Here is a 22,458-nt window from a genome sequence, read left to right on the forward strand (position 1 = left end):
ACCATGATCGTCGTCACCCACGAGATGGGCTTCGCCCGCGAGGTCGGCGACGCCCTGGTCTTCATGGACGACGGCGTCGTGGTCGAATCCGGCCACCCCCGCGACGTACTGACCAACCCCCAGCACGACCGCACCAAGTCCTTCCTGTCCAAGGTGCTGTGACCGATCCAAGGCGCTGCGAGCGAGCGGTGCCACGTCCCTGAACAGGGCCGCCCGGCAATTGTTCTGCCGGGCGGCCGTTCGCGTTGTCGGTCCGGCCACCGCGAACCCGGTACGCAGTCACCAGGTATCTCTTGCGGACAACCTGCGCATCACACGGTCCGGCCCCCTCGAAGCACATGCATGCACAGCACCGTTGTCGGCCAATCTTGACAACGATGTCAGTCAGTGGTCCAGTCCTGCCTTACCGGGATATCGACGAGGAGGCGGCTCTGCGATGGCTATCGGATCAACACCCACGGCGCTCCGGCCCAGTTGGCGTACCCGCGGCGCTCATGTCGTCGCGCTGATGCTGAGCCTGCTGGCCCCGACCGACGTCCCCGCCGCGGACGCCGGAGAAGCCTCCGCCGCCAAGGCGAACGGCCCCCTGCTCGTGTACCCGAAGCCCCGGTCGGCGAAGAGCCGACCGGAAGAGGTGCGCATTCCACCGGCCGTGACACTCGTGAAAGGCCCGTCGACCGACGCCTCCGCACTCGCCGTGGTCCGGGAGGTGCTGCGCGACGCCGGAGTGCGCACCATCCATCAGGTCGACGACCACACTCCTGTACGCGGCGCCCGGCTCACCGTCCATGTGGGCGGGCACAAGGAGAACGCCGCCACCGCCGGCGCGCTGCGCGCACTGGGTGTGCAGGGCGCCGAGACCATGGCCGCCGAGGGGTACGTGCTCGCGGTCGGCGAGGGCAGGGACGGCCGCGACCGGATCGTGCTGAGCGGCGCGGACGGCGCCGGTACGTACTACGCCGCCCAGACGCTGCGTCAGCTGTTGTTCGGCTTACGACTGCAGGGCGTGGTGATCCGTGACTGGCCCTCGCTGCGGTGGCGCGGGGTGATGGAGGGTTTCTACGGACCGTCATCCTCGCATCAGCAACGCCTCGCCGATCTCGACTGGTTCGGCCGGCACAAGCTGAACTCCTATGTCTACGCGCCGAAGGACGACCCCTATCGGCGGACAGAATGGCGCAAGCCGTACCCGGTGGAGGAACTCGCCCGGATCGGTGAGCTGGTGCGGCGGGCCCGGGAGAACCATGTCTCGTTCGGCTACGTCCTCTCCCCCGGCCTGTCGGTCCGCTACTCGCAGCCGTCCGAGGCCGCGGCGCTGACCGCGAAGTTCGAGTCGCTGTGGGAGCTGGGCGTACGCAGCTTCGTCGTGGCCTTCGACGACATCGACGACCAGCGGTGGAACTGCGCCGAGGACCGGGCGGCTTTCGGCACAGGACCGGCGGCCGCCGCCGGCGCCCAGGCGCACCTGGCCAACGCCGTGCAGAAGGCGTTCATCGCGGTGCACCCCGGAGCCGAGCCGCTGCAGATGATGCCGACCCAGTACTGGGGAACGTCCAGGACCGACTACACGCGGCGCATCGCGCAGGATCTCGATCCCGGGATCGTCGTCCAGTGGACAGCAAGGTGACGCTGCGGCGGCCTGCGGCGCATGCCGCCGCGTACGCAGGGGCCGGGACGGGCGTGCTCTTTCGGCTGTTGGCGCTACGAATTCGAGGCCTGCAAGGTCGCCGAAAACAGCTCGTGACCGAGCCGTTGACAGGCTTTGCACGACCATGACATCTTTCCCGGGCCGATCAGACAACGTTGTCAAGAAGGGATACGCCCATGCGACGGTCAGCCGGCTGGATGCATACGAGAGCGGTCCGGATGGTGGTCGCCATCCTGCTGGCCGGCGGTCTGAGCGGACCGGCCACCGCGACCGCCGTCGCCGCGCCGACGCCCTCTCCAGCACCCGCGGCCGACCCGGCCGGCCTGGTCAACCCCTTCGTCGGCACACAGAACTTCGGCAACACCTTCCCCGGTGCGAGCGCCCCCTTCGGCATGGTCCAGGTGAGCCCGGACACCGGCGGCCAGGGCGGCTACGACTATCAGCAGGACAAGATCCACGGCTTCAGCCAGACGCATCTCTCCGGCGTCGGCTGCGGCGTCGCGGGCGAGCTGCCGATCATGCCGACCACCGGCGCGGTCGACCGGGTCAACCCCGACGACTACCGCTCGGTGTACTCGCACGACGACGAGAAGGCCGAGCCCGGCTACTACCGGGTCAACCTGAAGTCGTACGGCATCAATGCCGAGCTCACCGCGACGCGGCGCACCGGCTGGCAGCGCTACACCTTCCCGTCCACCGGCGCCGCCAACGTCCTGTTCAACACCGGCAAGGCCAACCAGAAGGTGTACGACTCCGAAGTGCACGTCGTCGGCGACCGCACGGTCGAGGGCCGGGTGCACGCGGGCAACTTCTGCGCAGGCAAGGACGATCACACCGTCTACTTCACCGCCAGCTTCGACCGGTCCTTCAAGGCCCAGGGCACCTGGCGCGGTTCGACCCCGGAACCGGGCAGCCGGGACGCCGCCGGCGAGGGCAGCAACGGCGCCTGGGTGACCTTCGACGCGAGCGCCGACAACGACGTCGTAATCAAGGTCGGCCTGTCCTACACCGGAGTCGAAGGCGCCCGGAAGAACCTGGCGGCGGAGACGAAGGACTCGTACGACTTCGACGCCACCCGTTCCGCCCTGCACCGCACTTGGGAGGAGCAGCTCGGCGCCATCGGCATCGGCGGCGGTTCGCGCGACCGGCAGAGCGCCTTCTACACCGCGCTCTACCACGCACAGCTGCACCCGAACCTGGCCGGCGATGTGGACGGCCGCTACAGCGGCTTCGACCGGAAGACCCATACGGCCGACGGCTTCACGCCGTACCAGAATCTCTCGTTGTGGGACACCTACCGGCCGCAGAACCAACTCCTGGAACTCCTGGAGCCCGGGGTCGCCCGCGATGTCGCGCTGTCCGTCGTCGCGATCGGCAAGGACGGCGGCTGGCTGCCGCGCTGGGCGCTGGCCAACAGCGAGACCAACATCATGACCGGTGACCCGGCGACTCCGTTCCTCGTCGAGGCCTGGTCGAAGGGCCTGCTGGCCGGCCACGAGGAAGAGGCGTACGCGCTGCTGAGGAAGAACGCCACCAGCACTCCGCCCGCCGATTCCCCGTACAACGGCCGCTCGGGCGTGGACTTCTACCGCGAGCGCGGCTATATCCCCTCGGGTCTAGGCCTCGGCAAGGACTGCGCCGACAAGGGCGGCGACAACGACTGCAACCACCCCGCATCGGCCACTCTCGAGTACGCGGCCGCGGATGCCTCGCTCGCCCTGATGGCCGGCGGGCTGGGTCACCGGGCCGATGCCGGGATGTTCGCGGCGCGCGGCCGGTGGTACCGCAACCTGTGGGACTCCTCCATCGGCCAGTTCCGTCCGCGTACGACACAGGGCACCTGGATGACGCCGTACGACCCGGTCGAGGCGGGCCACCAGTTCCACGAGGGCGGCGCCTACCAGTACCAGTGGCTGGTTCCCCAGGACCCGGCCGGTCTGGTGGAGTTGATGGGCGGCAGGAAGGCCGCAGAGAAGCGGCTCGACGCATTCTTCGTCCACGACAAGCTGCTCACCGACCCCGCGGGCACCGCACGCAAGGACTGGATCTCCCAGCCCTACGACTACTACGGCAAGCCCACCTACAACCCCAACAACGAGCCCGATCTGCACGCCCCGTACATGTATCTGTGGGCGGGCGCGCCCGCGAAGACCGCGACCGTCACACGGGCGGCGATGACGCTCTTCACCAACGGCCCGGACGGCATGACCGGCAACGACGATCTGGGCACGATGTCGGCCTGGTACGTCTTCTCGTCGCTCGGTCTGTACCCGACGATGAGCGGCGCCGACTTCCTGGCGCTCTCCAGCCCGCAGTTCGAGTCGGCGACCATCAGGATCGGACAGTACGGCCGCAAGCAGGGCGGCACTCTGACGCTCACGGCGCCCGGCGCGAGCGACGACCGGAGGTACGTCCAGAAGGTGGCCCTGAACGGCAAGGACATCCTCACCACCTGGCTGGGCTGGGACGCGATCGCGCACGGCGGGCGGCTGACCCACCGGCTGGGCACCGAACCGTCCGCGTGGGGCACGGGCCGGAACGCCCAACCCCCGTCGGTCGGCGGAGCGGCTGCGGCCGACGGGCGCCGGCACCTCGACGCTTCGCTGCGGCCCGCCTCGGACGCCGTACCGACGAGCGACACGGGGCAGACCGCGCATCTCTCGGTGGACGTACTGGCCCAGTCGCCGGGCGATGTACGCGTGTCCGTGGCGGCGAAGGCTCCCTCCGGCTGGGCGGTGAAGGCGCCCGCACAGGTGACGGTGAAGTCCCGCGGTCTGCCGGTGCAGACGACGGTCCCGCTCGCGATCACGGTGCCGGCCGCAACCGCGGTCGGCTCGTACCCGGTCCGGATCACGGTCGCCGCCAAGGGCATCCCGGCGGTCGCCCGTACGGCCATCGTGGATGTGCGGTCCGCGGTGAGCTGCGCGAGCGCCGGGAATGAGCAGTGTGCCGTGGACTTGACCGGCGCCATGAACCACGACGGGACGGCGACGAAGGACCGGTCGGGCGAGGGCAACTTCGACGGTCTCGGCTGGAGTTACGACGCCGGCCTGCTGCCCAAGGCCGGCCAGGTCAGCTGGAACGGGCTGCCGTACCAGGCCCCCGACCCGGCCGGGACCGCGCCGAACTTCGTCGAAGCCCGCGGCCAGGCTCTGCTGCTCCCCGCCGGCACGCGCTCCGCACTGCACCTGGTCGCCGCATCCCACAACGGTCCTGTGGCCACCACACTGACCGTTCGCTACACGGACGGCAGCACTGCGGACGTGCCGGTCACCATCGGCGACTGGGCCGGACCGACCCCGTCCGGCAGCACTGTCGTCCTCGACATGCCGCACCGCATCAAGGGCGGTCAGGGCGTCGACGGCCCGTCGGTACGGCTGTTCGGCGACACGGCACCGCTGGACAGCGCGAAGACACTGCGCTCGGTGACGCTGCCGGACGACTCACGGGTCGAGGTGTACGCGATCACGCTGACCTGACTGACCCCAACTCGCGTTGCATGTACTGCAATTGGAGTTGCACCTCTTGCGTGTGAGGACGATAGGCGCCACTGTGTCTGCCACATCCGAAGCCGCCGACCCCCACATGAGGTGCATCGCATGAGCAGCACGGCAGGACGGACCGGGACAGAGGCGGCCGGCGGCTCCAGTCGCCGCCGGTTCATCGGCGCCGTCGCGGCCGCAGCGGTGAGCGTCGCTGTGGGCCCTGCGGCCGGCCCTGCGCTGTCCGCGGCGGCGGACACGCGCCCCTGCCGTGGACCGCGACCCCTGTTCCTGGGCACCTACACCTCGGTCGCGGGCGGCGGCAGCGGTATCGGTCTCGCCGCGTACGACGACGAGACGGGTGGGATCACCGCCGCCGGAACCCTCTCCGGCGTCAGTGATCCCTCCTTCCTCGCCGTTCACCCCTCCGGTCGCACCCTGTACACCGTGAACGAGCAGCAGGAGGGCGGCGTGACCGCCGTCAGGCTGTCCCCCGACGGTCACCACCGTGTGCTGGGCACCCGCGGAACCGGTGGCGCGGGACCCTGCCATCTCTCCGTGCACCCGAGCGGGCGCTGGCTGCTCAGCGCCAACTACCTCTCCGGCAGCGTGGCCGTGCACCCGATCGACGCCTCCGGCGCGCTGGGCGCACGTACAGCCCTCGTCACTCACTCCACACCGCCGCCCGGCCCCGGCCAGGAAGGACCGCACGCCCACCAGATCGTCACCAGCCCGGACGGCGGTCACGTGCTCGCTGTCGACCTGGGCAACGACACGGTCTACAGCTACCGGCTGGACACCTCGCGAGGAGAGCTCGCCCGGGTCTCGTACGCGAGCCTGAGGCCGGGTGCGGGACCCCGGCATCTCGCCTTCCACCCCGCCGGCCGGTTCGCCTATCTGGCCAACGAGGTGGACAACACCGTCGTCGTCTGTGCCTACGACCCCGCCACCGGAAGGCTCACGCCGGGCAGGCCTCAGCCCACCGGCACGGGACCGGGCACGAGCTATCCGGCGCAGCTGGTCGTGACCGGCGAGGGGCGGTACGCCTTTCTCGCCAACCGCGGCCACAACAGCCTGACCCGCTACGCGATCGAGGCCGACGGGTCCCGGCTGCGGCTGCTGGGGACGGTACCGGTGGGCGGTGACTTCCCCCGGCACATCGCCCTCTCCCCCAGCGAAAACCTGCTCTTCGCGGCGAACCAGCGGTCCAGCTCGGTCAGCGTCTTCCAGGTCGATCACGACAGTGGTGAACTCCGGCCCGCGGGAAGCCCGTTCAGCTCCCCGGTCGCCGTCTGCGCAATGCCGCTCTAGTCCTCCGAGTCAGCCGGTCAGGTCCGGGAGCGAGCCAGGCGCAGGGTGACCAGCTGGAAGGGACGGAGGGTCAACTTCACCGCGCCGTCGGCCAGTTCCAGTCTCGGCGCGTCGGCCGACGGTCGCTCCAGCAGGTCGGTCGCGGCTGCCTCGACGGCGTCGAATCCGGCGGTGACGCCGACCCGGGCGCGGCCGCCCCGGGACTCGTAGAGGCGTACGACGACATCGCCGCTCGCATCGTCCGCCAGCTTCACCGCGGAGATCACAACCGCGTCGTTGTCCACCGTCACCAGCGGAGTCACCGCCGCGTCGCCCGCGACCCGTCGCTCCGGGAGGTTGATGCGGAAGCCCTCGCGAACCGCGTCGCCGATCGCCGCGCCGGGCACGAGGGCATGGCGGAATCGGTGCACGCCCTGGTCGGTCTCCGGGTCGGGAAAGCGCGGGGCCCGCAGCAGCGAGACGCGGAGCGTGGTCGTCGTGCCGGAGTCGGCTGCGCGGACGGTACGGGTGACGTCATGGCCGTACGTCGAGTCGTTGACGAGCGCGATGCCCCAGCCGGGCTCCTCCAGATGCACGAAGCGGTGGTTGCAGGCCTCGAACTTGGCCGCCTCCCAGCTGGTGTTGGTGTGCGTGGCCCGGTGGAAATGGCCGAACTGGGTCTCCGACGCATACCGCTCGGCGTGGATGTCCAGCGGGAAGGACATCTTGAGGAACTTCTCCGTCTCGTGCCAGTCGACCTCGGTGTCGATGTCGAGGCGTTTGGCGCCGGCGGGCAGGGTCAGCAACTGGGTGACCTTCGAGTCGCCGAAGCTGCGGACGACGCGCACCGCCGCCGATGTGCCGGCCACAACAGGGGTGAGCTCGTCGGCGTCCGTCAGGTCCGTGACGGTGTTGCGGTAGAACGCGTCGACGTCCCACGCGTCCCACATGTTCGGGAAGTCGGGGTGGATCTGCAGCAGGTTCGCCACCCGGCCGGGGGCCACCGTCTCGCGCTCCGCGCCGATGTCGTACGCGGACGTCACCAGGCCTCGTCCGTCGATCTCGACCTGAAGCAGGCCGTTGTCGAGGACGAAGCCGCCGTCCTCGCGCGGGGAGAGCTGGGCGCTGCCGCCGACGGCCGCCACCCCGGCACCGCCTGCCGCCACACCGTGCCGCTCATGCGGTGCGGAGTTGAAGACAAGGGTTCCGGATCCGTCGCCTGCGAGCGCGCGCTGCGCCCCGTCGATGATGCCGTTCAGCTCCTCGGCGACGGCCCGGTATGTCTTCTCGGCCTCCCGGTGCACCCAGGCGATGGACGAGCCGGGCAGGATGTCGTGGAACTGGTGCAGCAGCACCGTCTTCCAGATGCGGTCCAACTCCTCGTACGGGTAAGGGAATCCGGTCCGCACGGCGGCGGTGGCGGCCCACAGTTCGGCCTCGCGCAGCAGATGTTCGCTGCGGCGGTTGCCCTGCTTGGTCTTCGCCTGGCTGGTGAGCGTGGCGCGGTGCAGCTCCAGATAGAGCTCGCCCACCCAGACGGGCGCGTTCGGGTATTCGGCCTCCGCCTTGGTGAAGAACTCCGTGGGCGTCTCCCACCGGACGGTCGCCGAGCCGTCGAGGTCGCGCAGCCGGGCCGCCTTGGCGACCATCTCGCGGGTGGTGCCGCCACCTCCGTCGCCCCAGCCGGTCGGTGCGAGGGAGTGCTTTGCGACGCCCTTGTCCTTGAAGTTCTTCGCCGCGTGGGCGATTTCGCTGCCCCTCATCGAGCAGTTGTAGGTGTCGACGGGCGGGAAGTGCGTGAAGATCCGGGTGCCGTCGATGCCCTCCCACTGGAAGGTGTGGTGCGGGAACTTGTTCGTCTGCGACCACGAGATCTTCTGTGTCAGCAGCCACTTGCAGCCGGCCGCCTTGATGATCTGCGGGAGTCCGGCCGCGAAGCCGAAGGTGTCGGGCAGCCAGGCCTCGTCGTTCTCGATGCCGAACTCGTCCAGGAAGAACCGCTTGCCGTGGACGAACTGACGGGCCATCGCCTCCGAGCCCGGCATGTTCGTGTCGGACTCGACCCACATGCCGCCCGCAGGCACGAACCGCCCCTGCGCCACGGCCTTCTTGACCTTCGCATAGACCTCGGGCCGGTGTTCCTTGATCCAGGCGAACTGCTGCGCCTGCGACATGGTGAAGATGAACTCCGGCTCGTCCTCGAGGAGCGCCGTCATATTGGACGTCGTACGGGCGACCTTGCGTACCGTCTCGCGCAGCGGCCACAGCCAGGCGGAGTCGATATGGGCGTGGCCGATCGCGCTGATCCGGTGCGCCGAGGGACCGGCGGGGGTGGAGAGGACTCCCTCGAGGCAGGAACGGGCTGCGGCAGCACTGCCGTTCACATCCTGGAGGTCGATCGCGTCGAGGGCGTGGCCCACGGCCCGCAGGATGTCCCAGCGGCGGGCGCCCTCCACGGGCAGCTCCTGCATCAGTTCGCCCAGGACCTCCAGGTCGAGCACGAGCTGCCACACGGTCTCGTCGAAGACGGCGAGATCCATGCGGGTCAGGGTGTACTGCGGGTCGGTGCCCGCGGTCTCCTTGTCGCCGAGCTGCGTCGGCAGGAAGGGGTGGTAGTCGAGGATCACGGGGTTGGAGGCGGCCTCGATGTGGAGGCGCACTTCCTCGCCGCCTTCGACGGGCGCGCCGATGCGCACCCACTGGTTGCGCGGATTGAGTCCCTTCACCGGGGTGCCGTCGGGGCGGTGGACGAGGCCCTCGCACTGGAAGCCAGGCATGTTCTCGTCGAAGCCGAGGTCGAGAATCGCTTCCACGGTCTTGCCGGCCCACGCGGCCGGTACGGTCCCGGTGACCCGGAACCAGCTGGTCCCCCACGGAGCGCCCCACATGTCGCCGACCGCGATCGGCCCCGGCGAGGCGGCGAGCCCTTCGGCGACCGGGACGGGTTCGCCCGGCGCGTTCCAGACGGCCACCTCCAGCGGTACGGACTCGGGGTACACGGCGGGGCGGATGCGCTCGTCGAGGACGCGATTGAGGCGGGCTTCGACAAGGCTGCGGTCGTCATGCATGCGGGGCTGCTCCGAGGGTTCGGGTGGTGGTTACCAGGGGTGGGCTGCGGTCGATGGTGCCGATGTGGTGTAGAGCTCCCCGACCGCGCGCAGTTCGAACCGCGTCGACTGCTCCCCTTGTTCGGGCTTCAGACCGGGGACGAAGAATGCTCGCTGGCAGGTTGCCCCGAGGAAGCGCCGTTTCCCGTCGGGCAGGACGCGGTGCAGTGTGTAGTGACGAACCGCCCCCGGGGCGCCCAGCCATCCGAAGCGCAAGTCGCCGCCCGTGGTGGCGGTGATCCTCAGGTCGGCCGGGGCGGCGGGGCTCTGTGCGGCCTTGTCGCGCACAGCCAGGGCGCCGAGCCGCCATTTCACGGGTCCGCTGCTCGCGGTGAGTCGGACACCGAGCGCGCGCACGGTCCCGGTCGGGCTGTTCAGCCGCACGGTCGAGGTGGTCCAGCCGCTGCCCGGGCCCGCGGTGCCCACGGGGAGGTAGGTGTACGGAATGGGCGCGCCCGGCCCCGAGGGTTCGGCCACGGCCACCGCGAGCTCGACCCCGACCCGGCCCGCGTCGGCGCGGTGGGTGAGCTCGACGACCGTGTCCGCGGTGAGCGGGAGCCTGGTCACGTACAGGTCCACCGTGGTGGGCGCATTGAGCGAGCCGTCGACGAGGAGGCTGCTGCCTCCGTGCCAGGCATCGGCGAAGTCATAGGCAACCGCCGGGCGTTGGCCATTCGTGCGCACGACCCATTGGCGGGACGGGAGGCGGTCCTGAACGCCGAGATGGTTCCACTGCGCGTCCGACGCCACCTTGCCGCCCTCGTACCAGCGCAGTCCGTGGCCGGTGTTGAAGGCGGTCGCGAAAGGCACGGTGTCGACGGTCGAGCGGTCGGCGACGGCGCGCGCGGGAGCCCGCCAGGACTCGCCGGGGGTGGGCCGCGACGGGTCGAGCGACTGCCCGCTCCAGAACCGGTCGTCGGCGGCGTGGAACTGGGCCGGGGTGCGGTCCGCGGCCAGGTGGTTACGGGTCCACTCGGGCCGGTAGAAGCCCAGCGAGACGATGTCCGCCGTGTTCTCGGGGACGATGGCGTCCCAGTCGACGGACCTGTTCCAGCCGTTCGCCTCGACATCGACTCCCGCCCACAATTCGTAGCGGTTGCGCCCTAGTTGCTGAGCGACCTGACCGGAGGACGCCAGCGAGGACCGCGACCAGCGGAAGTCGATGAACATGGAATCGGCGGCGTGGAAGAACGCCTTGTTACGGTCGTTCAGCGCGCCCTGCCAGCTCACCGAACCGTTCACGGTCATCGAGTCGTACCAGCAGACGCGCAGCCCCTTCGGCGCGCCCAGACTCTTCAGCTCCTTCACGAAGCCGAGCATGTCGGCCGCGAGTGCGCTGTTGCCGCCTCCGGTCTCCGCGTTGATGAACCAGCCGTCGAAACCGTACGCCGTGGCGACCGCGACGAGCCGCTCGGCGAGCGGGAATCTGCCGAAGGAGTCCTTCTGGACGAGGTCCCGGGTCCAGCGCAGATCGCCGCCGTAGGCCACGGGCGGCAGGAAGACATTGCCGAGGACGGGCACACCGTGGCGGTGTGCGGCGTCCACGATCGGGGCGTTGGGCGCGAGGATCAGGCCCTCCCCCGACGAGCCGCCCCAGAAGACCAGCTCGTCCAGGTAGGACCAGTGGGTCAGGGCGTAGTAGTCGGCGGTGGCCGCGCCCTGGGAGGGGTTGCCGGCGGTGGGGCCGAAGGAGACGAGGGACTGGACGCGCGCCTGCCCGCTGCGGGCGGTGGCGTTGACCGGCGTGGGCGTGAACCGCCGGGCGAGCGGCACGGCCGACTTGTTGAACACCAGATCAGTGTCGTCCTCGGCGCGCCAGGCCTTGAGGCTGCGCCAGATGATGCCCTGGCCCGGGGTGCCGGAGGGGAACGAGTCGGGGTACCAATAGGAGGCGTACGGCGTGCCGGGCGTTGTCTTCGTCGCGGCGGACGCGATGCCGGGCACGAGGGCCGGGGTCAAGGCTGCCGCCGCCGATGCCAACAGGAGGGCGCGTCGGCTGAGGTGGGGGGTCATGGTGCGCTCCGTTTCACGGCCTGTCCCCAATCGCCGGAGGGGCTGATATTCAGCCCCGCCGGCGATTGAGGAGCGGGGTCTGGGGCGGAGCCCCAGTTACGGGAAGGGGCGGGGTGGGGAAAGGTCATGCGCCGACCTGCCCCGGGGTTACCACTTCGGTGATGCCTCGTGCAGCAAGGTGCTCCTTGTCCTCCGCGCAGCCCGCGAGGACGGCCGTGGGCCGGACGCCCTCCACCGTGAGCCGGGCGAAGGCCTCGAAGAAGGCGCCACCGGGTGCGCACGTGGAGCGCCGGGGCGCCGTCTCCTCGTCACCGGTGTCGACGACGAGCGCGGTGGTGCGCGGCGCGGGACTATGTTCCTTCCCCCGCCACTCCTCGACGATGCGCGCGATCGTGCGGCCGACCGGTTTGACCTGCCGGTCGTTGGTCAACAGACCGAGGCTGTACTCGAGTTCGGGGAAGTCCGCGAGCGAGCGGGACACATCGTGGGAGCACCACCAGGTGACTCCCCAGACGTCCTGGCAGTCCAGCGCGTTCGCCACGGTCGCCTCGGTGAAGTGGGCGGCGTGCTCGGCCGGGACGAGCGGCGCGGGTGCGCCGACCTCCTGCAGCCATACGGGCCGGCGCGGATCGAGAGCCCAGGCTTTGGAGAGCTCGATCAGGTAGGCGGCATGGTGCTCGGTCGCAACTCCCGTACGCCCGTGCCGCTGGGCGGTGCCGTTGAAGACCCAGGAGTGCACGGCGGTCGCTGCGCCGATGCGTGCCGAGTGGGCGGGGGTGAACGGGTGGTCGTCCTGGTACCAGGCCGCGTCGTACTCGGCGTGCAGATGGAGCCTGCCGGGCGCCCCGGCCTCACAGGCGTCGAGCAGCCGCCGCAGCCAACTCCCGGCCTGTTCGGCCGAGATGCGGTCAGGATCGGGGTGCGGGCCGCTGGAGAACTGGTTGATCTCGTTGCCGACGGTCATGCCGATGAAGTTCGGCCGGTCACCGAGCGCGGCCGCGAGCGTACGCAGGTACTCGGCCTGTCCCGATACGACATCGGGGTCGGTGAACATGTTCCGCCGGTGCCAGGTCCGGGTCCATGCGGGCAGGAAGTCGAAGCTCGACAAGTGCCCTTGCAGACCGTCGACGTTGACGTCCAGACCGCGTTCGGCCGCCGCGTCGGTGAGCTGTACGAGCTGTTCGACGGCGCGCGGGCGGATGAGGGTCCGGTTGGGCTGGAAGAGGGGCCAGAGCGGGAAGACCCGGATGTGGTCGAGGCCGAGGCCGGCGATCGAGTCCAGGTCGGCGCGAACGGCGTCGAGGTCGAAGTCCAGCCAGTGATGGAACCAGCCCTGGCTGGGCGTGTAGTTGGCGCCGAAGCGCGGCACGGAAGAGCTCATGGGGAAGGGGTGTCCTGGTTCTGTGGTGCGGCACTCGGATCGGAGCCGGGCAGGTCAGCCCTTGACGGCGCCCTCGCCGACACCGCGGAAGAAGAAGCGCTGCAGACAGGCGAAGAGAACGATCAACGGGAGTACGGCGATGACCGTGCCCGCGGCGACGAGGCGTTCATCGTTGGCGAAGGTGCCGTGCAGATAGTTCAGGCCGATGGTCAGGGTGAAGTTCTCCGGGTCGCTGAGCACGATCAGGGGCCACAAGAAGTCGTCCCAGGCGCCCATGAAGGCGAAGATGGCGACGACGGCGAGGGTGCCCTTGACCGAGGGCAGGGCAATGCGCAGGAACCGCTGCCATGCGGTGGCCCCGTCGACGAATGCCGCTTCCTCCACCTCGTGCGGGAGATTCCGGAAGGCATTGCGCATCAGCAGGACGTTCATTGCTCCGATGCAGCCGGGCAGCAGTACGGCGATCAGGGTGTTGTTCAGGCCGATGTCACGCATGGTGGTGAACTGGGCGATGATGATGCCCTCGACGGGGACGAGCATCGCGAGGATGAACACCAGGGTCGCGGCCCTGCGTCCGCGGTAGCGCATCCGGGCGAGGGCATAGCCTGCCAGTGCGGAACCGATGCAGTTGGTCAGCACATTGGCGGTGGCGACCTTCAGCGAGTTCAGCGCGTAGTCCCAGACCGGGATGGTCTGGGAGACGCGCGAGTAGTTGTCGAGCGTCGGCTCGCCCGGCAGGAATGTGGGCGGTGAGCTGAAGATGTCCTCGTGCGGGCCCTTGAGCGAGGTGGACAGCTGCCACAGGAAGGGCCCGACGGTCAGCGCCAGTACGGCGATCAGCAGGCCGTAGCGGAGTACGAGCTGCCGGCCGGGGATGCGCCTGCCGTCGGTGTCCGTGATCTTTATGAGGCTCATGCGTCCTCCTTGCGGTCGGCGCGGAGCACCAGCAGCATCAGGGCGACGGTGACGACGAAGACGACCACCGAGATGGCCGAGGCGTAGCCGACGCGGCCGGTCAGTCCGGTGCCGACGCGCTGGACGAGCATCACGAGCGTGGTGTCCTCGCCTGCCGGGCCGCCGCTGGGACCTGCCATCAGATAGACCTCGGAGAAGACCTTGAAGGAGGCGACGGAGGAGAGCGCGCCGACGAGGACCATGGTGGAGCGGACCGCGGGGACGGTGACGGTGCAGAAGCGGCGTACGGCCCCCGCTCCGTCGACGGCGGCGGCCTCGTGCAGCTCGCGCGGGACATTGGCCAGCGCCGCCAGATAAATGATCATGTAGTAGCCGAGGCCCTTCCAGACCGTGACCGCCATCGCGCTGCCGAGCAGCAGCCACTGGTCGCTGAGGAAGCCGACCTTGCCGACGCCGACCGCCTCGAGCACCGAGTTGATCAGCCCTCGGTCGTCGAGCATCCACACCCAGATCAGGCCGACCACGACGATGGAGGCGACGACCGGGGTGTAGAAGGCCGAGCGGAAGAAGGTGATGCCGGGGATGTGCCGCTGTACGAGCATCGCCAGCAGCAGCGGCAGGATCACCAGGGCGGGGACGACACCGAGGACGTACAGGGCGCTGTTGCGCAGCCCGATCCAGAACATCTCGTCGTCGAGCAGTTCCCGGAAGTTGGCGAGGCCCACGTACTGACCGGGGACCAGGGTGCGGCGGTCGGTGAAAGCGTTGACCAGTGTGCTGAGGAACGGATACAGGCTGAAGGTACCGACGACCAGGAGACCTGGCGCCGCGAACAGCCAGGGGCTGGACGGTAGTTGGCGCCTGATCCCGTGGGCGGGCCGGCGGCCGTCGGAGCCGGGGCTCCGGACGGCCGGGCCCGCCGTGGTGAGATCCGGCGAGATCGCCTCGGAGGCGGTGGGGGTCTTCATCGCGGACTCGGCTCAGCTCTGCCGCAGCAGCCGGTCACAGACCTTGACAGCGTTGTCAAGCGCTTCCTTGGGGCTCTCCTTGCCCTGCAGCGCCCGGGCCACCGCGTTGCGCAGCTCCGTCTTCATCTGCTCACTGAACAGCACCGGTGTGTAATTGACCGCGGTCCTCAGGGACTTGGCGGCCGCGATGCGCACCCGGGTCACATCGGTGCCGTCCTCCTTGGTGAAGTACGGGTCGTCGAGCGATCCTGCGGTGCTCGGGAAGATGGCGACCTTCTTGGCGAACTCCATCTGACGGGTCGCGTCGGTCACGAAGTGGGCAAAGGCGACGGCGGCGGGCTTCTGCTTGGCCCGGGAGTTCACCATGACGCCCATGACATACATATTGGCCTTGCCCGTGCTGCTGACCTGGTCGGTGATCCCGATGTTCCTGTAGAGGCTCGGGGCCTGCTTCTTGAAGTTCTCCAGGTCCAGCGCGCTGCCGGGGTTCATGGCGACGGACTCGGTCAGGAACTTGTGGCCCGACGACTCGGGGGTCGCCGTCAACGCCTGCGGGTCGAGCGCCTTGGCGTCGTACAACTCCTTGTAGCGGGTGAGGAGTTCGACGCCCTTGGCGTCGTTGAAGGCGAAGCCGGTGCCTTCCTTGTTCATCAGCGGGACGTCGTAGCGGCCGAAGTCCTCGATGGTGGGCACGTTCGCGAGGGTCGCGATCTTCCCCTTGCTCTTCCCGGCCATCCTCAGCCCGGCATCAAAGACCTCGCCATAGGTCTTCGGGGGCTTCTCGGCATCGAGTCCGGCATCCTTGAAGAGACGCTTGTTGTAGAAGAGCGGGCCGGTGTTGAGGTACCAGGGAAAGGCGTACGTGCCGTCCAGGCCCGGTATCCGGTGGCTCTGCCAGGCGCCCTGCAGATACTCCTTGCGGTACTTCGAGGCCGCCTTGTCGAGGTCGAGCGCGAGCCCGGCCTTGGCCAGCGGCGCCACCAGGTCCGGGGAGACATTGACGACGTCGGGCAGCGTGTTGCCTGCGGCATCAGCGCTGATCTTGTCGGCGTAGCCCTCCGCGGGCCGGTCGACCCACTTCACCTCGGTGCCCGGGTACTTCTTCTCGAAGGCCGCGATGACTCCGTTGAAGTAGTCCTTGAAGTTGGCCTGCAGGTTCCAGGTCTGGAAGGTGATCTTGCCTTCGACCTTGCCGGAGGCGTCGGACGAGCCGGCGCCGGATCCGCCGCCGCAGGCACTGAGCGGCAGAACGGTGGCGAGGACGGCGGCAGCAGCGAGTGCCCTGCGGGGAATGCGCACGGTGAACGGCTCCTTTGCTCGGACCAGACGTGCAGACCTTGCAAGTGAACCGTCGACGAAGTCAATACATTCGCTGGAACTAATGCATACTGACGAACATTAGTCCAGGTCAGACGCGTAGAATGAACGACTTGCAGTGATCGACTAATGCGCTTTAGAGTGCATGTGCTCAAGCGCATTAGTACACCGGGGGAAAGAGGCACGGATGGCAGCGAATACCCCGTCCGACAAGGACACCTCGCCGGCCAGGCGCGCTCCCGCGCGGCGTCCGACGATGAAGGACATCGCTCAGCGTGCCGGGGTCTCGGAGAGCGCCGTGTCCTTCGCGCTCAACGACCGGCCCGGCGTCTCGGAGATCACCCGTGACCGGATCCGGCGCGTCGCCGAACAGCTGGGCTGGCGGCCGAGCACGGCGGCCCGCGCACTGTCCGGCGAGGGCTCGGCGACGGTCGGCCTCGTGCTGGCACGGCCGGCCGCGACGCTGGGCGTGGACTCCTTCTTCCTGCAGCTGATCTCGGGTATCCAGGAAATCCTGGCGGAGCGTCAACTCGGTCTGCTCTTCCAGGTGGTGGAGGATGTACCGACCGAGTGCGCGGTCTACCGCCGCTGGTGGGCCGAGCACCGGGTCGACGGTGTCCTGGTGGTCGACCCGCGGACCGACGACCCGCGTCCGGAGCTCCTCGACGAGCTGGGCCTGCCCGGTGTCGTCATCGGCGGACTGCCGGACCAGCATCCCAATCTGTCGCAGGTACGCGCCGACGACACCGGGGCGATGGCTTCCGTCGTGGGCCGGCTGTACGAGCTGGGGCACCGGCGGATCGTGCATATCGCGGGCCTGCCGTCACTCGCCCACACCGACCGTCGCATCCGCTCGCTGCGCGCCGAGGCCGGCCGACGCGGGCTGACCGAGGTCCGGTCACTGGCCACGGACTACTCCGACGCCGAGGGCGCTGCGGTGACCCGCCGGGTGCTGGAAGGGAGCACACCGCCCACCGCACTCATCTACGACAACGACGTGATGGCAGCGGCCGGAGCGGCCGTCACGGCGGGCCTTGGCCTCTCCGTTCCCGGCGACGTGTCGATCGTCTCGTGGGAGGACTCCGTGCTGTGCCGCATGGTCCATCCCTGGCTGACGGCACTCTCCCGGGACACGGTCGCCTTCGGGCGGATCGCGGCACAGGAACTGACCGCTCTGCTCGACGGCGGCGCGGCCCGGTCGGTACCAGTGCCGCTCCCCCGGCTGATCGAGCGGGAGAGTACGGCGCCCACCGGAGACGACCTGGCCACGGGCGTCTCTTAGACCTGGCGCGGAGTGTCACCGGAGTGGTCGGGGTTTGCACGGAGGGCAGTCTGCTCGGCCCAGATCGTCTTGCCGGTCGATGTGTAGCGCGTTCCCCAATGCTGGGTCATCCGTGCGACGAGGAAGAGACCTCGGCCGCCTTCGTCCTCACTGCCGGCATGACGCAGATTGGGTGAGGTGTGTCCGGTGTCGGAGACCTCGCAGATGAGGGTCTGGTCGCGGATGAGCCGCAGTTGGAGCGGACCGGCGGCATACCGGATGGCGTTGGTGACGAGCTCGCTCACCACCAGTTCGGTGGTGAAGACGAGATCGTCCAGGCCCCAGGCGCCGACCTGCTCGGTGGCCACGGCCCGGGCGCGGCCGACCTCCTCCGGATCGGCGGCCAGTTCCCACTCGGCCACCTGGTGGCGGTCCAGCTTCTGTGTACGGACGAGCAGCAGCGCGGCGTCGTCGTCCACGGGGCCCCGCAGCAGCGCCGCGACTGCCTGGTCGCACAGCTCGTCCAGCGGGCGTCGATGCTCGGTGAGGACTGCGCCGAGCGTTTCGAGCTGGACGTCGACGTCCAGCTCGCGGCCCCGGACGAGGCCATCGGTGAACAGGGCGATGAGGCTTCCTTCCGGCAGTTTCATCTCCACGCTCTCGAAGGGCAGGGCGCCCAGGCCGAGGGGCGGCCCCGCGGGAAGGTCGGGGAAGGTGACGGTGCCGGAACCGGAGTCGACGACCGCGGGAGGCGGATGCCCGGCCCGCGCCATGCGGCACACTCCGGACACCGGGTCGTACACGGCGTACAGGCACGTCACCCCGAGCGCTTCGTCGTGGGGCACCTGCTCGCCCTCGTCAAGGACGGCCGCCTGCTCGTTGGCGCCCTCCCCGACGAGGTCGTCGAGGCGCGCGAGAAGCTCCTCCGGCGCGAGGTCCAGCCGGGCCAGCACCCGTACGCTCGTACGCAGACGGCCCATGGTGGCCGCAGCGCGCAGCCCGTGACCGACCACGTCTCCCACGACCAGGCCCACCCGCGCGCCCGACAGAGCGATGACGTCGAACCAGTCGCCGCCCACCCCGGCCCTGCTGTCCGCCGGCAGATAGCGGTACGCCAGCTCAACTGCCGTCAGCTGCGCCAGATTCTGCGGCAGCAGACTGCGCTGGAGCATGAGGGACGCGGTGTGCTCACGGGTGAAACGGCGGGCGTTGTCGATGCATACGGCGGTCCGCGAGACAAGCTCGTCGGCCACGGCCCGCTCTCCGTCGTCGAACGGGGCGGGGTGGCGGTTCCGCGAGAAGGTGACCAGCCCCAAGGTGGCTCCTTCGGCACGCAGCGGAACGACCAGCCGCGAGCGCGGCGGCAGTTGCCCATTACCGCGCTCCGTATCCGCCGGGCCATCCAGCACCGGACGGCCGGAGGACAGGCTGCGTACCTGGGGCGAATCCGGCGGGTAGTCGACTCGCTCCCGTCCCGCCGGCCGCGCCCCTCCCGGGCCCGCCCGCTTGGATTCCGGCTCCTCCCACACTCGGACCATGTCCCGCGCGTGCGCGGATCCCTGCGTGGGCTGATCACCTGCCAGCACGACCTCCAGGAGGTCGACCGTGACCGCGTCGGCGAACTGCGGGACGGTGACCACGCAGAGTTCCTGCGCCGTACGGACCATGTCCAGGGTCGTACCCACCTGTCCGCCGGCCCGCACCAGGAGATCCAGCCGCTGCTGTGCGAGGTGGGCGTCGGTGATGTCCACGGTCTCCTCGCACACGCCCAGCGAGACACCCCCGGCGTCCTGCAGCCGGTAGTACGAACAGGACCAGACGTGGTCGTGCTCCGGGTCCACGGGCGGGTGGCCGCTGTAGTGCAGCCCGATGACAGGCTCTCCGATGGCGAGGACCTGCCGCATCATCTCCTCCAGAGTCGGCGGATACCCCGGGGACAGGACCTTGCCATGGGTCACCATCTCGTCCGGGCCCACGCCGACGTACTGCGAAGTACCCATCTCCTGACGCAGGGCGGAGTTTGTCCACACCACCCGCAGATCCGTGTCGTAGACGGCCAGACCGACGGGTGACTCGGTGGCCAGTCCCCGGAGCATCGACTGCAGGGACTCCCACTCCTCCGTTTCCTCCGCATCGGCCACCGCCAGGAGCCAGGCGGGCCCGGCGCCCTCGTGGGTCAGCGCATGCGTTGCCGTCACAACGCGGACGATATGGCCGTCCCGGTGACGCATATGGAGCACCTGACGGCCGCCATGTGCCGCGCCCGCCAGGTCTGCCGCCGGGTGGATGTCGTCGACGGGCTCCACCACCAGAGCACCGATCGGGCGCTGAAGCACCTCCTGGGGCGGGTATCCCAGCAGCCCCTGCGCCTTCGGACTCCATCCGACGACCCTGCCCTCGGCCTCCAGCACAGCGGTGGCTGCCCTGGTGACATCCAGGGGGCCACGGAAGCCGGCATCCTCGGCTGCGTTCACTACGCTCATGGCGCCTGCCGTGGGACGTCGGCCCAGCGGGCGGCGAGCAGCAGCGCGATGTCGTCGGGCCTGTCAGTGGCCTGTCTGGCCTCGAGGATCAGTCGGTCCGCCGCGTCGGCGAGAGGGTCCGAGCCGACTTCGGCGAGTGCGCTGCGCAGCCGCTCGATGCCGAGGTCGATGTCGATTCCCGGCTGCTCCACCAGTCCGTCGGTGTAGAGAGCCAGGACGGCGCCCGGCTCGAGCCACATTTCGGTGACGGGGTACGACGCCTCCACGTCGACGCCGAGCACGACGCCACCGGGGATGTCCAGGACCTCGGTCCTGCCGTCGGGATGGCGCAGCAGAGGCTGGGGGTGCCCGGCCCGTACGGCCTGCGTGGAGCCGGATTCCCGGTCGAGGACGATATAGCAGCAGCTGGCGAACTGGCCCGGATCGAGGTCGATGAGCAGCCGGTTGGTGCCACTCATCACCTCCTGCGGGTCATGCCCGCTGAGTGCGAAGGCACGTACGGCGCTGCGCAGTTGACCCATGGTGGCGGCGGCGGAGACACCGTGTCCCTGCACATCGCCGATGACCAGGGCCAGCTCCCCGCAGCCGGTCTCTACGACGTCGTACCAGTCGCCCCCGACTTCCATGCCCTGGGTGCCGGGGAGGTACCGCCCGACAGTGTCGACAAACTGGAGTACGGGCAGCCGGTGCGGCAGCAGGGCATCCTGCAGACCACGGGCGAGTGCGGCTTCGGAGTCGTAACGCTGGGCTCGTTGGAGGGCCTGCGCGATGAGTCCGGCGAGTGCGGTGAGGACCGTGCGCTCTTCCGGGCTGAAGCCTCGCGGATGGTCGAAGCCGAGGATGCAGGAGCCGACGGGGCGTCCGGAGGCGATCAGTGGCAGGAAGGCCCGGGCGCCGACGTCCGCGTCGATGGGGATGCCGGGGTATGCGGCGGCCAGGCGCTCCATGGACTCGAAGAAGATGGGGCGGCCGGAGGTGAGCGTCTCGACGCCGGGCAGCCGGGCGTCGAGCGCGACGCCGTCGAAGCGGTCGAGGAAACCCTTCGGGAAACCGGTCTCCCAGGCCAGATAGAGATGTCTTTCGTTCAGCAGGTAGATCGCCAGTTGACGACCGCCGAAGGCGGGCAGCAGTTCCTCCGTGACCACGGCGGACACCTGGCGGGCCGTAACGGCCTCCGTCAGCGCGATGGCAAGGGCGACCGGGCGGTACAGCGACGACGCGCGGTCGGTCGGGGAGCCGAACCCGGGGCCCGGCCTGACGATGGACCCTGACGCGTAGGCCGGTTCTTCTGCCGGGGTCAGTGTGGCGGTCAGGCCGTCGTGGCCGGGGTAGAGGGAGACCGTCAGCCATTCCTTGGGCCCGCGGCGGGCCATGAAGTGGACGGGGTCGTACCCGAACAGGGCCGCCCGGTAGTGGTCCTCGTAGGCGGGGTGCCCGAACCACGGCAGGACCTCCCACAGGACGCGTCCGGCCAGCTCGGACCGTGCGTGACCGAGCAGAGTCTCCGCATTGCGGTTGATGTGGGTGATCCGCCCGAGCCGGTCGAGCGAGAGGATGCCGCGCGGGAGCCGGTCGGTCGCCTCGGCGACGGCCGGCCCGGTGCCGAGGTCGACCAGGTAACCGGTCAGGCGGCTGCCCGGACCGTCGCCGGGCGGCTGTGTGCGGCGGCCCGAGAGTTCGAGCAGATGCAACCGTCCGTCCGGTCCCCGTAGCCACATCCTGCGCGACACCGGCCCGCCCGACCTGGCCGCCTGGGCGGCGACAGCCCACAGTCCGTACGCGTCCTCCGGCGCCAGATGCTCCGCCAGAGAGTCGATGGTGCCGGCGAAGCCCGCCGGGTCGGTGCCGAGGATCGCGCACAGCTCGTCGTCGGCGGTTACGGCGCCGCTGTCGAGGTCCCAGTCGAAGTAACAGATCCGCACCGGTGGGGCGGAGGCGGTGGGCAACTGGACGGGCGTCGGTTCACCGTCCCACTCGACGAGCCCTCCGTCCGCGCCCAGCTCCGCCAGAGCGGTTCCGAGGCGCCTTGCGGCAGTTTGCATCCGGCGGCGGTCGGAGTGGTCGACCGGGTGTCCGGGCGTGGCGGGCCGCAGCACCACCAGCACGCCGAACTTCTCGTCGCCGCCGACGACAGGCGCGTACAGCGAGCCGAAAGGGTACGGCAGGCCCGCCATGAGCTGCGGGAACCGGCGCATGGCCTCCTCGGCGTCGCCGAGGAGGACAGCCTGACCGGAGCGGTACGCCTCGGCCACCGGGAACGGGCGGTTCACGTGCATGCGCCACCAGGGGCGGAACAGCCGGCCGGGCAGCCCGGCGAGCACGGCCAACCGCAGCAGCCCCTGCGTGCGGGAGCGCAAATAGACGCCGCCGGCGTACCCGCCGACAGCTTCGGTCGCGCCCACCGCGGCTTGTGCGAGCACCAGGGACAGCTCGTCCGGAACTCGGCCGCTGCCGTTCAGTCGCCCGGGCATTGCCCCGCTCTGGCTCTGCGGGGTGTACCCGGCCGCGCCGTACCAGGTCACACAGCCAGCATGCTCCCCGGCAGCCGTGCCGCGCATCTCAGTGCACCTGATCTGCCTGACCACAGCGAGGC

General features: G+C 69.6%; 12 protein-coding genes and 1 pseudogene. 5 read left to right on the forward strand and 8 right to left on the reverse strand.

What is annotated here, in order from left to right; genetic code table 11:
- The 4 genes and pseudogenes from AB0D12_RS35045 to AB0D12_RS35060 all read left to right on the forward strand — a co-directional run.
- Nucleotides 1–162 (forward strand): annotated as a pseudogene (locus AB0D12_RS35045) (ectoine/hydroxyectoine ABC transporter ATP-binding protein EhuA); the annotation flags it as partial.
- A 274-nt stretch (nt 163–436) separates the two neighbouring features.
- Complete coding sequence (locus tag AB0D12_RS35050) at nt 437–1,627, forward strand: beta-N-acetylglucosaminidase domain-containing protein (RefSeq protein ID WP_362692233.1); 1,191 nt, start codon at nt 437–439, stop codon at nt 1,625–1,627.
- A gap of 197 nt (nt 1,628–1,824) precedes the next feature.
- The gene (locus AB0D12_RS35055; protein ID WP_362692236.1) at nt 1,825–5,127 is read left to right on the forward strand and encodes a GH92 family glycosyl hydrolase; all 3,303 of its coding nucleotides are present in this window, start codon (nt 1,825–1,827) and stop codon (nt 5,125–5,127) included.
- 120 nt (nt 5,128–5,247) lie between these two features.
- Entirely contained in the window at nt 5,248–6,441 is a 1,194-nt protein-coding gene (locus AB0D12_RS35060) for a lactonase family protein (RefSeq protein WP_362692239.1), read from the forward strand.
- Between the two features lie 17 nt (nt 6,442–6,458).
- Here AB0D12_RS35060 and AB0D12_RS35065 read toward each other — a convergent pair whose 3' ends face one another.
- The 6 genes from AB0D12_RS35065 to AB0D12_RS35090 all read right to left on the reverse strand — a co-directional run bounded on the left by AB0D12_RS35065 (nt 6,459) and on the right by AB0D12_RS35090 (nt 16,103).
- Nucleotides 6,459–9,488 (reverse strand): glycoside hydrolase family 38 C-terminal domain-containing protein, encoded by a 3,030-nt coding sequence (locus AB0D12_RS35065; protein WP_362692242.1) that lies wholly within the window; start codon nt 9,486–9,488, stop codon nt 6,459–6,461.
- A 30-nt stretch (nt 9,489–9,518) separates the two neighbouring features.
- Complete coding sequence (locus tag AB0D12_RS35070; protein ID WP_362692245.1) at nt 9,519–11,540, reverse strand: endo-beta-N-acetylglucosaminidase; 2,022 nt, start codon at nt 11,538–11,540, stop codon at nt 9,519–9,521.
- A 124-nt stretch (nt 11,541–11,664) separates the two neighbouring features.
- Nucleotides 11,665–12,921, reverse strand: a complete 1,257-nt coding sequence (locus AB0D12_RS35075) for a glycosyl hydrolase (RefSeq protein ID WP_362692248.1) — start codon at nt 12,919–12,921, stop codon at nt 11,665–11,667.
- Nucleotides 12,922–12,975: 54 nt separating this feature from the next.
- Nucleotides 12,976–13,836 carry a carbohydrate ABC transporter permease gene (locus tag AB0D12_RS35080; protein WP_362692251.1) on the reverse strand — a complete coding sequence of 287 codons (861 nt, stop codon included), beginning with the start codon at nt 13,834–13,836 and terminating at the stop codon, nt 12,976–12,978.
- Nucleotides 13,833–14,804, reverse strand: a complete 972-nt coding sequence (locus AB0D12_RS35085; RefSeq protein WP_362692254.1) for a sugar ABC transporter permease — start codon at nt 14,802–14,804, stop codon at nt 13,833–13,835. Before AB0D12_RS35085 ends, AB0D12_RS35080 begins: the two co-directional genes overlap by 4 nt.
- 12 nt (nt 14,805–14,816) lie before the next feature.
- Nucleotides 14,817–16,103, reverse strand: a complete 1,287-nt coding sequence (locus AB0D12_RS35090) for an extracellular solute-binding protein (protein ID WP_362692257.1) — start codon at nt 16,101–16,103, stop codon at nt 14,817–14,819.
- A 205-nt stretch (nt 16,104–16,308) separates the two neighbouring features.
- Here AB0D12_RS35090 and AB0D12_RS35095 point away from each other — a divergent pair, with 205 nt between their 5' ends.
- Nucleotides 16,309–17,403 (forward strand): LacI family DNA-binding transcriptional regulator, encoded by a 1,095-nt coding sequence (locus tag AB0D12_RS35095; protein WP_362692260.1) that lies wholly within the window; start codon nt 16,309–16,311, stop codon nt 17,401–17,403.
- On the opposite strand, the gene AB0D12_RS35100 is transcribed toward AB0D12_RS35095, so the two are convergent.
- The gene (locus tag AB0D12_RS35100; RefSeq protein WP_362692263.1) at nt 17,400–19,865 is read right to left on the reverse strand and encodes a SpoIIE family protein phosphatase; all 2,466 of its coding nucleotides are present in this window, start codon (nt 19,863–19,865) and stop codon (nt 17,400–17,402) included. The two genes, AB0D12_RS35095 and AB0D12_RS35100, sit on opposite strands and share 4 nt — an antisense overlap.
- Nucleotides 19,862–22,423, reverse strand: a complete 2,562-nt coding sequence (locus AB0D12_RS35105) for a SpoIIE family protein phosphatase (RefSeq protein WP_362692266.1) — start codon at nt 22,421–22,423, stop codon at nt 19,862–19,864. Before AB0D12_RS35105 ends, AB0D12_RS35100 begins: the two co-directional genes overlap by 4 nt.
- Nucleotides 22,424–22,458: the final 35 nt, after the last annotated feature.

This window comes from Streptomyces sp. NPDC048479 (assembly GCF_040651435.1).
Lineage (GTDB): Bacteria > Actinomycetota > Actinomycetes > Streptomycetales > Streptomycetaceae > Streptomyces.